Source organism: Paenibacillus sp. strain BS8-2, from assembly GCF_054483835.1.
This window is the reverse complement of the sequence record NZ_CM137010.1, coordinates 901,109-914,452: the sequence shown is the minus strand read 5'-3', so window position 1 is coordinate 914,452 and position 13,344 is coordinate 901,109. Positions and strand designations below refer to the sequence as shown.

The 13,344-nt window shown below is 43.4% G+C and carries 19 protein-coding genes; 15 read left to right on the top strand and 4 right to left on the bottom strand.

The window, feature by feature from the left end; genetic code table 11:
* Positions 1–172: 172 nt before the first annotated feature.
* Genes ACX1C1_RS03795 through ACX1C1_RS03785 form a run of 3 tightly spaced genes read right to left on the bottom strand, consistent with a single transcriptional unit; the run spans position 173 to position 1,879 of the window.
* Positions 173–1,171: an NAD(P)-dependent alcohol dehydrogenase gene (locus tag ACX1C1_RS03795; RefSeq protein WP_458955835.1), complete on the bottom strand. Its 999-nt coding sequence runs from the start codon at positions 1,169–1,171 to the stop codon at positions 173–175.
* Entirely contained in the window at positions 1,168–1,416 is a 249-nt protein-coding gene (locus ACX1C1_RS03790; RefSeq protein WP_458955834.1) for a helix-turn-helix transcriptional regulator, read from the bottom strand. The genes ACX1C1_RS03795 and ACX1C1_RS03790 overlap by 4 nt, the downstream gene beginning before the upstream one ends.
* A complete protein-coding gene (locus ACX1C1_RS03785) occupies positions 1,409–1,879 on the bottom strand; it encodes a hypothetical protein (RefSeq protein WP_458955833.1) in 471 nt (156 codons plus the stop codon). Before ACX1C1_RS03785 ends, ACX1C1_RS03790 begins: the two co-directional genes overlap by 8 nt.
* 263 nt (positions 1,880–2,142) lie before the next feature.
* Here ACX1C1_RS03785 and ACX1C1_RS03780 point away from each other — a divergent pair, with 263 nt between their 5' ends.
* From ACX1C1_RS03780 to ACX1C1_RS03765, 4 genes are all read left to right on the top strand, one after another.
* Positions 2,143–2,595, top strand: coding sequence for an RrF2 family transcriptional regulator (locus tag ACX1C1_RS03780; protein ID WP_458955832.1), 453 nt, complete (start codon positions 2,143–2,145; stop codon positions 2,593–2,595).
* A 59-nt stretch (positions 2,596–2,654) separates the two neighbouring features.
* Positions 2,655–3,302 (top strand): NAD(P)H-binding protein, encoded by a 648-nt coding sequence (locus tag ACX1C1_RS03775; protein ID WP_458955831.1) that lies wholly within the window; start codon positions 2,655–2,657, stop codon positions 3,300–3,302.
* A gap of 12 nt (positions 3,303–3,314) precedes the next feature.
* Positions 3,315–3,689: a DoxX family protein gene (locus ACX1C1_RS03770; RefSeq protein WP_458955830.1), complete on the top strand. Its 375-nt coding sequence runs from the start codon at positions 3,315–3,317 to the stop codon at positions 3,687–3,689.
* A gap of 160 nt (positions 3,690–3,849) precedes the next feature.
* Positions 3,850–4,173, top strand: a complete 324-nt coding sequence (locus ACX1C1_RS03765) for an ArsR/SmtB family transcription factor (protein WP_458955829.1) — start codon at positions 3,850–3,852, stop codon at positions 4,171–4,173.
* A 3-nt stretch (positions 4,174–4,176) separates the two neighbouring features.
* Here ACX1C1_RS03765 and ACX1C1_RS03760 read toward each other — a convergent pair whose 3' ends face one another.
* Positions 4,177–4,905 (bottom strand): response regulator transcription factor, encoded by a 729-nt coding sequence (locus ACX1C1_RS03760; protein ID WP_458955828.1) that lies wholly within the window; start codon positions 4,903–4,905, stop codon positions 4,177–4,179.
* Positions 4,906–5,093: 188 nt separating this feature from the next.
* Between ACX1C1_RS03760 and ACX1C1_RS03755 the strand changes: the two genes are divergently transcribed.
* From ACX1C1_RS03755 to ACX1C1_RS03705, 11 genes are all read left to right on the top strand, one after another.
* On the top strand, positions 5,094–6,086 hold the full coding sequence (locus ACX1C1_RS03755) for a PstS family phosphate ABC transporter substrate-binding protein (RefSeq protein ID WP_458955827.1): 993 nt from the start codon (positions 5,094–5,096) through the stop codon (positions 6,084–6,086).
* A 168-nt stretch (positions 6,087–6,254) separates the two neighbouring features.
* Positions 6,255–7,172 carry a phosphate ABC transporter permease subunit PstC gene (gene pstC / locus ACX1C1_RS03750; RefSeq protein ID WP_458957588.1) on the top strand — a complete coding sequence of 306 codons (918 nt, stop codon included), beginning with the start codon at positions 6,255–6,257 and terminating at the stop codon, positions 7,170–7,172.
* 2 nt (positions 7,173–7,174) lie between these two features.
* Entirely contained in the window at positions 7,175–8,062 is an 888-nt protein-coding gene (pstA, locus tag ACX1C1_RS03745; RefSeq protein WP_458955826.1) for a phosphate ABC transporter permease PstA, read from the top strand.
* 12 nt (positions 8,063–8,074) lie between these two features.
* Positions 8,075–8,830, top strand: a complete 756-nt coding sequence (gene pstB, locus ACX1C1_RS03740; RefSeq protein ID WP_458955825.1) for a phosphate ABC transporter ATP-binding protein PstB — start codon at positions 8,075–8,077, stop codon at positions 8,828–8,830.
* Positions 8,831–8,842: 12 nt separating this feature from the next.
* The gene (locus ACX1C1_RS03735; protein ID WP_458955824.1) at positions 8,843–9,541 is read left to right on the top strand and encodes a response regulator transcription factor; all 699 of its coding nucleotides are present in this window, start codon (positions 8,843–8,845) and stop codon (positions 9,539–9,541) included.
* Positions 9,542–9,646: 105 nt separating this feature from the next.
* Positions 9,647–9,949 (top strand): ArsR/SmtB family transcription factor, encoded by a 303-nt coding sequence (locus ACX1C1_RS03730; protein ID WP_458957587.1) that lies wholly within the window; start codon positions 9,647–9,649, stop codon positions 9,947–9,949.
* 18 nt (positions 9,950–9,967) lie between these two features.
* The gene (locus ACX1C1_RS03725) at positions 9,968–11,365 is read left to right on the top strand and encodes an arsenic transporter (protein ID WP_458955823.1); all 1,398 of its coding nucleotides are present in this window, start codon (positions 9,968–9,970) and stop codon (positions 11,363–11,365) included.
* 34 nt (positions 11,366–11,399) lie between these two features.
* Positions 11,400–11,825: an arsenate reductase (thioredoxin) gene (gene arsC / locus ACX1C1_RS03720; protein ID WP_458955822.1), complete on the top strand. Its 426-nt coding sequence runs from the start codon at positions 11,400–11,402 to the stop codon at positions 11,823–11,825.
* A 65-nt stretch (positions 11,826–11,890) separates the two neighbouring features.
* Entirely contained in the window at positions 11,891–12,349 is a 459-nt protein-coding gene (locus ACX1C1_RS03715; protein WP_458957586.1) for an ArsI/CadI family heavy metal resistance metalloenzyme, read from the top strand.
* 15 nt (positions 12,350–12,364) lie between these two features.
* The gene (locus tag ACX1C1_RS03710; RefSeq protein ID WP_458955821.1) at positions 12,365–12,796 is read left to right on the top strand and encodes a protein-tyrosine phosphatase family protein; all 432 of its coding nucleotides are present in this window, start codon (positions 12,365–12,367) and stop codon (positions 12,794–12,796) included.
* 102 nt (positions 12,797–12,898) lie between these two features.
* Positions 12,899–13,339, top strand: coding sequence for a MarR family winged helix-turn-helix transcriptional regulator (locus ACX1C1_RS03705; protein ID WP_458955820.1), 441 nt, complete (start codon positions 12,899–12,901; stop codon positions 13,337–13,339).
* Positions 13,340–13,344 lie beyond the last annotated feature (5 nt).

Sequence of the window (13,344 nt, the reverse complement as noted above, 5' to 3'; positions counted from 1 at the left end):
CATTTGTTTATCCGCTTATATATTTAAGCTTCAAAACGATATTAATTTAATTGAGGATTTTTTGAAGGTAAATACGCAAGAATTTAAAAAATTTATGGAACAATAAATAATCTACTAGAATTTTGTATTGAATTCATAACATTAAGTTGTAATCCCTATATTTCACGTCACTTTACGATAACCATAATAATTCGATATTTTCGCATACACTGATTACCACATTACCGCGTTTGCGACCTGTGTCTACGTAACGATGTGCTTCAGACATCTCCTCCAGAGGCCACGTTCGGTCAATGAGCACTTTGTATGTTCCGGCTACAGTCAAACCCGCAATCGTTTGTAGGTCCTCCGCATTTTCCGTGACGACTTTGGCGATTGTCTTGCGGCTGTCTGTCAGATTCGTCCACGCCATCTTCGCAAAATCGGGCAAGCCCCCGGCAATTTGGATGAACCGCCCGTTTTCCTTGAGAACCAATTTGCAGTCTGTGAAGCCGTAACACCCGATTGTCTCCATCACAACATCGTATCGGAGTGCACTGTGTCTGAAATCCTCTATCGTATAATCCACCACATGTTCTGCACCAAGTGATTTCACAAGCTCCACATTGGCCGTACTGCACACCCCTGTCACCTCTGCACCCATGCTTCTCGCCAACTGCACAGCCGCATTGCCAACACTGCCTGACGCACCGATGATCAGCACCTTTTCTCCCGCCGTCACCTTGCCTTGTCTAAGGAAATGCAAGGCGGTCCCCCCGCCGAACGGGATTGCAGCTGCTTCTTCGAAGGAAATCGCATCTGGCTTCAAGGCAATCGGTCCGGACGCCTTGATCGTCTTGTATTCGGCATAACATCTCATGCCAGCGCCATGAATGCCGAACACAGCGTCACCAATCTTGAAGGTGGTCACCTCACGCCCCACTTGCTCAATCACTCCTGCAAACTCAACGCCCAGAATCGGATTTCGCGGTGTACGAAATCCGAACACGAGCGGGGCAAGGATACCGAAACCGGTCGGCATCCTCTTGGCGCGAATCCTCACGTCTGCGGAAGTGACGGTCGTGGCATGGATGCGAACAAGCACTTCGTCATCCATGGGGATCGGTTTGGTGACCTCTTGCAGATGCAGCACTTCGGGTGATCCGAATCTTTCATAAACGACTGCTTTCATCGTGTTTTCCTCCTTGTATCGTCGTCTGTTCCCGTGAACTCGCAGACGAACACATCCTCAAGCTTCTCGCCGAACGCATGGGCAATCCGGAACGCAAGCTCCAGCGAGGGGAAGTACTTGCCGTTCTCTACAGCGACAATGGTCTGTCTCGTAACACCCGTTCTCCTCGCCAGCTCGAGCTGTGTCATCTCGTGATGGTGAAAACGCAATCGGCGTATATGGTTCGTAATCGCGATGTTATCCATTTCGGATCCCTCTTCTGTACAGTATTAATTTCCACAACCCCTCAACCATTGCCCCTGCAAGAAAGGACAGGAACACAATATTCAACATGACAGCAGACGGCATATCCAGGACGAGAGTAACGAGAGCTATGATAAATCCTGCATTGACCACAATAAACCCGTTTTTTGTTGCAATCAGCATAATTCGTCTGTCCATCTCGTCTAATACATCCGTCGAATCGTCTTCTTCTTTCCGTCCTTGTATCATAATCGCGTTCAGAATGCGAAGCGCAATCAGGATGATGATGTACACGACGATGCCGATTCCAATGAACACCAGTATAACACCCGCCCACCAGGCGAGGTTGGACTCCAGATCAGCCCCTCGCTCCCGGACCTGGGCATAACCGTATAGGACATAAGCAATAAGAATAATCAGGCTTGCGAGTAATGAGGCAGCTGTCTTTTTCTCCTGATCAAACATGGGGATCATCTCCGTTTCTTGTGTTAAATTTTTCATACATAGAGTATGATATTTTTAACCATGTGTAAAGTATTTTATACAAATTAGGACGTAGTTAACAGTTTTGGTCTAGGACTTTATTTTCTCATCCTTGGCTGCCGCCGTTTCAATTAAGGCGTAAAAATAAAAATAAACGGGTCCGCCCCCCTTGCATATCGTGTGAAATAGAGCTTATAATGTGCTTACTGAAGTTGCAATTGATTATGGATTGGAGGGCTAAAATAATGAGTACCGCGTCACGTGGCGTTCACATTGGTCCCCCTCGATTTAAAATAGCCGTTCACTCTGTTGTATGGTTAGCCAAAAGCGGCAGCATGCTTAGCAGTGCGATGATAGCGAGTCAGGTCGATTCACACGCAACCTTTATGCGAAGAGTGATGCAGTCATTAAACAATGCTGGGATCGTTGAATCAAAAGGCGGGCGGGAAGGCGGATATTTCTTAAAGAAATCTGCTATTGAGATTACGTTAGGCGACATCTACGAAGCGATTAGCATCGTTCCCCCTGAAGCAAATGTTGATGTGGATTGTGGCGAAGCGGGCCAACAGTTAGATGTTGAGCTTGAAAAGATTCTCCATGAAGCCGAGTTACAGACCATCGAGTATCTGCGAAATTACACGATTGCTCAGGTTATGGATCGTGTTCAGTACTTCAAAGAAGATGAAGTTGCAGAATGATATGCAACTTTTTATTGCAATAAATTGTGCTTATTGTAAGCACATAAAAGGGAGGCCCAATGAATATAACTTTATTCGGTGCAAGTGGAGCGATTGGCAAGATCGTATTGGAACATGCGCTAAGAGAAAAATCAATTAGAGTAAATGCATTCGTTAGAAGAGTGGATACTCTTAAAGTATCACATCCAAATTTGAAGATTTTTGTTGGAGAGCTAACTAATCAGGTTCTTGTTCAACAAGCCATTGAGCAATCCGATGTTGTCATTAGTACGCTGGGACCGGCGTTAGACACTTCGCGCAGAAGAAAAGGTACGCCAATAGCAGATGGGCATGAGACCATTATTTATGCCATGCAAGAGCTCAATAAAAAAAGATTCATCACGTTGGCGACGCCCACTGTAAAGTCGGATGCAGATAAATCACAGTTTAGTACCGTTATCCCTGGGATTATGGCAAAGCTTCTTTTTCCTAATGGCTATTTCGAAATGAAAAAAGTCGAGAAGCTCGTGAAGGAATCCAGCTTGGATTGGACAGTCGTCCGAATTATTAATCCGAACGTCAAGCAAAGGAACCAAGAGTATGATTTTTCGTTTGGCGATAAACCCGCAAAAATGGGCGTATCACGCGAAAATGTAGGCAAGTTCATGTTTCAGGTGGCAAAGGAAAATTTATATAGTCACAAAATGCCAATTATTTTCAATCGATAAGGAGAGGTAAAGATGACAGTTTTTTCGATTATTTTGCAAAGCTTGTTAGTACTCATGTTTTTAATGGCAGGTATGGGAAAGATCTCGGGTTCCAACATGCATGTGGAAGGTTTTAAAAAATGGGGCTACCCTCAATGGTTCCGTATTGTTACAGGATTGGTTGAACTTGCTGGTGCGGCCGTATTAATCGTTGGTTACTGGGAAGCAAGCTGGGCAGCTCTTGGCGCGATAATACTCGGCATTACAAGCATCGGTGGGATCTTGACGCACATGCGTGTTAAAGACTCCTTCAAGGATACCTTTATGATTCTGTTGCTTGCGATTATCAGCATTGTCTTGTTTGCCATTAACGCATCCGATCTTTCGGATTTCCCAGGGTTCAACTAATAGGGAGCGAGGGGGCTTATTTGGAATGGTCAGCTCAGGACAGCGCTCCACGACGCGCCAATCGCGCCTCGACCATTTCAGTCGCCTCGGAGTTAGATTTTTTTGCATTGTTATATTATAATTTAATTATATATGAATGTAATGATGCGGAGGTTAGACGATGCATACTTTAGATAACATGGCAGACACATTTAAACTTCTGTCGGACAAAACAAGGCTGGCCATTATGGGGTTGTTGAACGAAAGAGACCTTTGTGTTTGCAACATTGTTGATATATTACAAATGTCTCAGCCAGGAGTAAGTCAACACTTACGAAAGATGAAAGCAGGCGGGCTTTTGAATGAATACCGAAAAGGCAAATGGATTTATTACTCCCTGAATATAGACGACAAACCCTACGTTAAAAATGTATTGGCAAGTGTTCCTTCTCAAGCGGATAAGATCGAGTGGCTGGATAAACAGCTTGCAATGGAATGTGATTAAGGTCTAACCGATGCATGGTGGTGACATGCACCAGTTGGTGCATGTTAGCCGATAACCGCTTCCCCGAATAGACTCAAGCTGTATCTCCGTTTGAAACGATGCAAGCCGCCTGCGCAATGCACTGATATGAACATCCACTGTTCGGAGCCCACCTTTGTATGCCCCCCCCCACACCGTACGCAATAACTCCTCTCGACTGATGGCAACACTTGGATGTTTGGCCAGAGTGATAAGCAACTCAAACTCCTTTCGTCGGAGTGGGATTTTGGTTCCTTTTATTTCCACGATAAATGGGGTAGAGGTGAGGATCATTTGATTGCCATGGAGAAGCTTCAAGTGATTTCGTTTTTGGTTGTAACTGGAGGATCTTCGTAAGATGGTTGAGATTCGTGCTCGAAACTCCTGCATGCCGAACGGCTTCAATATATAGTCATCCGCCCCGGCTTCCAGACTTTCCACAATGTCATTTTCCCGATTAGAAGAAGCTAATACCATTACAGGTGTCCGGATGTTCAGGTAACGTATGCAGTTGAGGAAGGAAATTCCAGCGTTTTTCCCCGCCATATCCATGCCCACAATTAGCAGCTCAAAGGTTATCCATTTTAATATTTTGTTAGCCTCATCGAAGGTAGTCGCAATGTACAGGTCGTAGGTTTTTTCCTTGTGCAGGAGTGATTCAATTAATGACGTTACAGCAGGATCATCCTCAATCAAAAGCACCTTTACGAGCATGTGGACACCTACCTTCCAAAAACTATTTCATATCATCATATAACCATGTTATTATATGTATTGCAAGATGATTTTGATGCAGAAGAAAAAGTTTACATAGCGAAAACAAACCACTAACACTCTCCTAATACTAAAATCTTACGATCATATCGCAACATAATTATATGATGATATGGGGAGTGGGAAACGTGTTTAAAAGAGCATTAATGGTGGGTATGCTGGCAGTTGTCGTTGCAATGGTGGCAGCCTGCGGTCAATCTAACAACATGACGGGGAACAACAACGCTACAACAGGGCAACAGTCTACTGCTGCTGTTAGTGAAACAGCAAAAACCAATGAGGCGCTAAGCGGTCAAATTGAGATTGATGGCTCCAGTACGGTATTTCCGTTGATGGAAGCAGTTGCGGAAGAATTCAGCAAAGAAAATAAAGATGTACGAGTACCGGTAGGTGTTTCTGGAACAGGCGGCGGATTTAAGCGCTTCTGTGCAGGCGAGACAGATATCAGCAATGCTTCCAGACCGATCAAGGCTGAAGAAGCTGAATTGTGTAAAGCTGCAGGTGTTGAATATATTGAATTGAAAGCGACTTACGATGGTTTAGCGGTAATTATTAATCCGCAGAACACTTGGGTAGATCAATTTACCCTTGAAGAGCTAAACGCGATTTTCATGCCGGAGAGCACCGTTGTGAACTGGTCTGATGTTCGTGCAGATTGGCCAAAGGAGAAAATCGAAATTTTCTCCCCGGGCGCTGATTCGGGTACGTTTGACTATTTCACTGAAGTGATCAATGGAAAGGCGCAATTAAGCCGAAATGACAATCAAGTATCTTTCAGCGAGGATGACAATGTGCTCGTTCAAGGTATAGCCGGAAGCAAGAATGGTATCGGGTATTTCGGATTGGCTTATTACGAGGAGAACAAGGATAAGGTGAAGGATGTTGCGATTGTCAACAAAGAAGGAGTTGCAGTGCTGCCTTCACAAGAGACGGTCATGAATCAGAGCTACAATCCGCTTGGTAGACCACTATTTATCTACGTGAAAAAGAGCTCTTATGAACGCCCGGAGGTAGCGGCTTTTACGAAGTATTTTATGGACAATACGAACGAGCTTTCGGCAGAGGTGGGCTACATCCCATTGCCGGAAGACATGCTTGCGGAAGAAAAGGCGAAATTATAGACGTCAAGGCAGGTTGTGCAAACTCAAATGTCTTTGGCTCGCGCCGGATGGCCCCCACATGATGGGGGCCTTTCAATCGATTGAATTCTATTTCATCCAAGTGATATGAAGGAGCGTAGAAATTTGAATACTGAACCATACGATCATAGTCCGCAAGGAAATATATCTATGGATACATCTCCTTTCCGAAACTATCGTAAGCATCCTGCAAACTGGCTCATGCCGAAGCTGTTACTACTATGTGCTTTGGTTTCCATATTAACGACTGTTGGTATTGTGTATACCTTATTGTCAGAAACCATTCGTTTCTTCAGTACGGTTTCCATAGTGGAATTTTTCACTTCAACCAAGTGGGCGCCCTTGATCGAACCGAAAGCATACGGTGTGCTTCCGCTTCTTGGCGGCACATTAATGATCACAATTATTGCTTGCCTGGTCGCCATGCCCATTGGTTTGGCCAGCGCGATATACCTTAGCGAATATGCGCCGAATCGGGTTCGGAAAATAGTAAAGCCCATTCTTGAAGTGTTAGCCGGTGTACCGACGATCGTTTACGGCTACTTTGCATTGAGCTTCGTGACCCCAATGATTCAATGGGTTTTCCGAGCGTTTTTTGGGCATGATGTTTCCATTTTCAATGCTTTAAGTGCCGGTATTGTTGTTGGCATTATGATTATCCCAATGATTGCTTCATTAAGTGAAGATGCTATGCTTTCTGTTCCAAGATCATTGAGAGACGGGGCATACGCGCTAGGAGCAACCCGGCTTGAGGTTGCACTGAAAATTATCGTTCCTGCGGCTTTGTCCGGGATTGTGTCCTCCTTTGTATTAGCGTTCTCCAGAGCGATAGGTGAGACGATGATTGTAACGGTTGCTGCAGGATCAACACCGAAACTAACCGGAAATCCTTTGGAAAGCATCCAAACGATGACTGCATATATCGTACAAGTTAGTTTAGGCGACACCCCGCACGGCTCTATTGAATATGGATCGATATTCGCTGTTGGACTTACATTGTTTGGGATCACGCTTATCCTAAACTTGCTTGCGCAGTATGTAGCGCGGCGTTTCAGGGAGGAGTATTAGAGATGGTGTTTGAGGATGACAACCGAGCATTTAATCGGGCTAGAAGACGAACGGACCTTTATCTGCATCTTGTGTTTATTGGCTGTACGTCTATTGGCATCTTATGCTTAACCGCATTAATCGTTGATTTGTTGGTGGATGGATTAGGTGCGATAGCACCGCATTTTTTTACGAGCTACCCCTCGAGAAGACCTGCTGAAGCCGGCATTTTATCAGCCCTTGTAGGAACAGGGTATATGGTAGCTATTATGGCGCCGGTATCCTTAATAATTGGTGTAGGTGCCGCGATATACCTGGAAGAGTATGCACCCAAAAATCGGATAACCAGGATGGTTCAGGTGAACATCAGCACCTTGGCGGGAGTGCCTTCCATTGTATATGGCATGCTCGGGCTAACTTTATTTGTAAGGGCTGGAGGATTTGAAGTATTGGCAATGGGGCGAAGTATTTTGGCCGGAGCGCTGACTATGTCCCTATTGGTATTACCGATTATTATCGTATCTGCGCAAGAAGCGATTCGTGCTGTTCCCCGTTCAAGGCGTGATGCTTCATACGCTTTGGGTGCCAACAAATGGCAGACTGTCCAGAAAGCAGTATTGCCTTCGGCGATCCCAGGCATCTTAACAGGAGTCATTCTGGCATTGTCTAGAGCAATTGGTGAAACGGCGCCATTAATCATGATTGGAGCCTTAACGTTTGTAGCCTTCTTACCAGATAATCCTATGGATCAATTCACAGTCATGCCAATTCAAATTTACAATTGGGTATCCAGACCGCAAGTAGAATTTCACGAGTTAGCTGCTGCTGGAATCCTGGTATTAATGGTGTTACTCGTTCTTATGAATCTGTCTGCAGTGCTTATCCGCAACAAATACCAGAAGAAAAGTTAACGGAGGAAACACATGAAACGAATGGTTGAAGTCGAAAAGTTGGATCTATATTATAGTGAAGTGCATGCATTAAAGCAGGTAAGCCTGGCTGTTAAGGAACGATCGATTACGGCATTCATAGGTCCGTCTGGCTGCGGTAAATCGACCCTGCTTCGAACGTTTAATCGGATGAATGACATGACACCTGGCGTGAAAATTAGTGGTTCTGTGTCGATATCAGGTGTAGATATTTATTCCGGACTGGTAGACGTAGAGACTCTTCGAAAAAAAGTCGGCATGGTATTCCAGCAACCAAATCCTTTTCCTAAAAGCATTTACGATAACATCACATACGGACCTAAAATTCATGGTATACGCAAAAAAAGTGAATTGGATGATATCGTAGAGAAAAGCTTACGGGGTGCCGCCCTATGGGAGGAAGTAAAGGACTCGTTGAAACGCTCCGCATTCTCACTCTCCGGAGGACAGCAGCAACGTTTATGTATTGCTAGGGCATTAGCGGTTAATCCCGATATTTTGCTTATGGATGAAGCAACGTCGGCTCTCGATCCGATCTCCACATTAAAGATTGAAGAGTTGGTACAGGAGCTTAAGCAGCAATATACCATTATTATGGTTACTCATAACATGCATCAAGCAGCCAGAGTTTCGGATGACACTGCATTTTTCCTGAACGGTGAAATTGTTGAGTTCGATGAAACCAAAGAGTTATTCTCTAGCCCGCATGATGCCAGGACAGAGGATTATATCTCTGGGCGTTATGGTTAGGTGAGTTAGAAGATGTCCTATCGCATTCTTCTGTTTCATGAAGATCCTACACTGGCTAATGTTCTCAGCTATCAGCTGAAGAAATCGGGACATACCGTGCAATGGTCATCCGAAACGGAGACATTGCATGCATGGGCTGAGGACAAATCTTTCGACATGGTCATTGTTGATGTTGATCAACATGGTGTGACGAAATCGAAGGCAGTTTCTCTGTTGATGACATTAAAGAAGGATACACCTATCATCATCCTTACAGATCGTCACGAAGACTCCGACATTGCCCTTGGCTTCATTCTAGGTGCCCAAGATGTCATTAGAAAGCCATTCGGATACGGTGAGTTAGTCTCTCGAATACACGCAATCATGAGGCGTGTGCATGAGAATACGCTTCTACAGATTACGACGAGGTCGCAAGAAAAAGCATATCAATTTGGTTTCTTTAAGCTATATCCTCAGCGGTTAGAGTTGTATTTTCATGAACACGTAATCAAGTTAAAGCAATCGGAATATAAGCTCATACATCATTTTATGTCGTTTCCTGAACAAGTCATTACGAAACAATCACTAAGTGAAGTACTGTACGGTGAGGTCAAAGTGAACTCGGGCGTTGTTCAAGTAATTGCTTCAGTTCGTAAAAAGCTCCGGATTGCAGCAACACATGTTCAGATCGAGACCATTCGAAATGATGGATATCGGCTTTCCCTAAAGTAAATGTCTTATTCATATAATCCTTTACTTATATAATTATATGTGTATAATAAAAAATGAGTTAGACATACAACCAGGATAGGAGGGAATGGAATCGTGCATACGTACATGGAATTAGCCGATGATATGAAATTACTGTCTGATAAGACGCGTCTCATGATATTGGCGATATTGAATGAAAAGGAAATGTGTGTATGTGATATCGTATCCGTACTTGAAACTACTCAACCCAACGTAAGTCAGCATTTGCGCAAACTTAAGGCTGGTAATCTAGTTAGCGAAAAACGTAAAGGCCAATGGATATACTATTCCATTAGCAGCGATAATAAGCCGTATGTACGAGACATCTTAAATACGCTTCCTTCAATGAAACATAAAGTCATGGAATTACAAAGTAGCGACAGTTGTTAGGATAGGCAGGGAGGAATTATGGTAGTTATTGCATCGGTTTTATTCATTGTGACCTTAGTTTTCGTGATTTGGCAACCGAAAGGTCTAAATATCGGTTGGTCAGCATCAGCAGGAGCCATACTTGCCTTGATAAGTGGAGTTGTCACATTCTCTGATGTCTGGGATGTCACACAAATCGTATGGAATGCAACATTGGCATTTGTAGCGATCATACTGATTTCATTAATTTTGGATGAGATCGGATTTTTTGAATGGTCAGCCCTTCATATGGCGCGGTTCGCTGGAGGGAATGGGCGCCTAATGTATGTGTATGTTATTCTTTTAGGCGCAGCTGTTGCTGCATTCTTTGCTAATGACGGCGCGGCACTCATTTTGACTCCAATCGTTCTCGCCATGGTGCGAGCATTAAAATTTGATGACCGGTTAATCCTGCCCTATATTATGGCCAGTGGATTCATCTCGGACACCGCTTCACTTCCACTCATTGTGAGTAATCTTGTAAACATTGTATCGGCGGACTTTTTCTCTATTTCATTTGTCGAGTATGCAAGCCGTATGATTGTCCCAACGTTGTTCTCGATTATGGCAAGTTTGCTCGTCTTGTACTTTTATTTCCGCAAGAATATCCCGACGAGCTATGATCTGAAGCAATTGAAGGAACCGAAAGAGGCCATTAAAGATCTCCGTTTATTCAAGATTTCATGGATTGTTTTGGCTATCCTGTTAGTCGCTTATTTGATGAGTGAATTCATTCAGGTTCCGGTTTCCGTCATTGCGGGAGCAGCGGCAATTATTTTCTTGTTCTTGGCAAGACGAAGTCAAGCCATTCAGACATGGAAGCTGGTTAAAGGGGCTCCTTGGGCCGTTGTCGTATTTTCGATCGGGATGTATGTCGTCGTGTATGGACTACGTAATGTTGGATTAACCGACGAGCTCGGGAAGGTATTCCAGTGGGTAAGTGAACAAGGATTGTTTATCTCCACCGTAGGTACCGGATTTATTGCGGCTATTCTTTCATCCATTATGAACAACATGCCGACCGTTATGATTGATGCCTTGGCGATCAAAGAAACGGCTACTACAGGCATCATTAGAGAATCATTAATTTATGCCAATGTCATTGGTTCCGATCTGGGTCCCAAAATAACGCCGATTGGTTCATTAGCAACTCTGCTGTGGCTGCACGTATTAGCCCAAAAAGGAGTTAAAATCGGTTGGGGGTACTACTTTAAGGTTGGCATTATATTAACAATCCCAACGTTGCTTATTACGTTAATTGGATTGTATCTATGGCTGCTCGTGATTGACTCCGTTTCAATAAACATCTGGATCATCATAGCCGTAATTGCAGTAATAGCAGGAGTTGCATTATTTATCTTTAACAAGCTTCAGTCCAGAAAACAAAGCAAACACTAAGAAGTTAATTAATATTAGAGGAGCAGTGATACCAATGGAAAAAAAACCACTTGTTTATTTCTTATGTACCGGGAACTCTTGCCGCAGCCAGATTGCTGACGGATTTCTAAAAGCTCTTGGCGGTGATAAATACGAAGTGAAAAGCGCGGGTCTTGAAGCGCACGGTTTGAATCCCAGAGCGATTGCTACGATGCAAGAAGCGGGTATTGATATAACAAACCACACATCCGATGTAATTGATCCAGAGATCCTTAACCGGGCTGATTATGTTATCACACTTTGCGGACATGCAGATGAACATTGTCCGGTTATTATGAATAAAAATGTCGTCAAATGGCATTGGGGATTTGATGATCCGGCCAAAGCAACGGGTACGGAAGAAGAAATAACAGAAAAATTCCGTGAAGTTCGAGATTCCATCAAGAGTAGAATTGTCGAGTTCGTAGAAACAGGAAAATAACACTGAGACGGACGCACTTTCATCCATGAATGTGCGTTTTCCTTTGAAAGGAAGTTAAAATGGCTATTCGTAGAATGCATGTTGCACTGAACTGTTCTGACCTCAAAACGTCGATTGTATTTTATCAGAGTTTTTTTGGAGTAGAACCTACGAAGGTTAAAGACAACTATGCGAAGTTTGAACTTGATGAACCTGCTCTGCATTTTTCATTGAATGTGCGGCCTTTTGAAAAAACAGGCGTTCTTAATCACCTCGGATTTCAGGTAGCTAGTACCGAGGATGTGTTAGCAATGGGTGAGCGTCTCCGCCAGTCGAATCTTCTTACAATTGATGAAATGAATACGACTTGCTGTTATGCTGTTCAGGATAAGGTTTGGGTTTATGATCCAGACGGGAACGCCTGGGAAATTTTCTGTACGAAAGAAGATTCCGAATTTGAGTCCGCGGGGGAAGCAAGGGATCTCTCGCTTTGTTGCGCGCCTCCATCGCCAATTGCTGTAGAATTTAAGACATTTAAACGATAAAGGGAGATTGATTATATGCAAAAGAATTATCATAATCTCATTGAGGATAAAATCTTTTTTGGCGGCGCCGCAGATGTTGAAGATATGTTCGTCAATGAGGGGATCGAGGTCGTCGTTGACTTGCGTGGAGAAGCAACCGAATGCGCATATCCAAATAAGAACTTAGAATGGATCCAAGTTCCCCTAGGAGACAATGCAGAGGAACCGCAAGATCAACTTTTTAAGCAGGCTGTTAGCCATGTAGTAAAAGCATACAATGAGGGTAGAAAAGTTGGTTTTCATTGTGGCGGCGGAAGCGGCCGAACAGGGGCTGTAGCTGTCGGGACACTTATTGAGCTCGGGAAAAGCTCTACCATTGATGAAGCGGAGAAACTTGCCAGATCAATTCGATCTAAAATCAACGTAAAACCTATTCAACGTGAAGCTCTCGAAAAGTTATATGGTTAATTGTAATGATGCAGACGAGTCGTATGAACGTCTGCTTTCTCTTTTTAATTTAATTTGCAAAATGCAAATAAATAGTGTATAAATGACTAAGAGGTGAACGCTATGGAATATAGCCCAAGAGATTTATTACAGCTAACGTCTCGTAGTTTTGGACTTCTTAATAAGAATTGTTGCAGCATAGGAAACTTTGACTTGTCAATAATTCAAAGCCATATCTTATACGAGATTAATCGTCAACACCAGCCATCCATTCAAGAGATTGCAGATAATCTAGGGATGGATATTACGACCTTTAGTCGTCAAATTCAATCAATGGTTAAAAAGAAACTTGTGATTAAAACACCTTCTCCTGAAGATCGAAGAGTATATATACTGTCTTTAACTACTGAAGGTAAGTTTGTTGCAACTACAATCGATCAAATGATGAATGATTACTTAAATGAAGTATTCTCTTTTATGAATGATTTCGAAAAGGAGACCGTATTACGCTCTTTGAAATTATTGAATGACAGTATGAAGAAATCAACAATGTGTTGCACTTAAGCAAG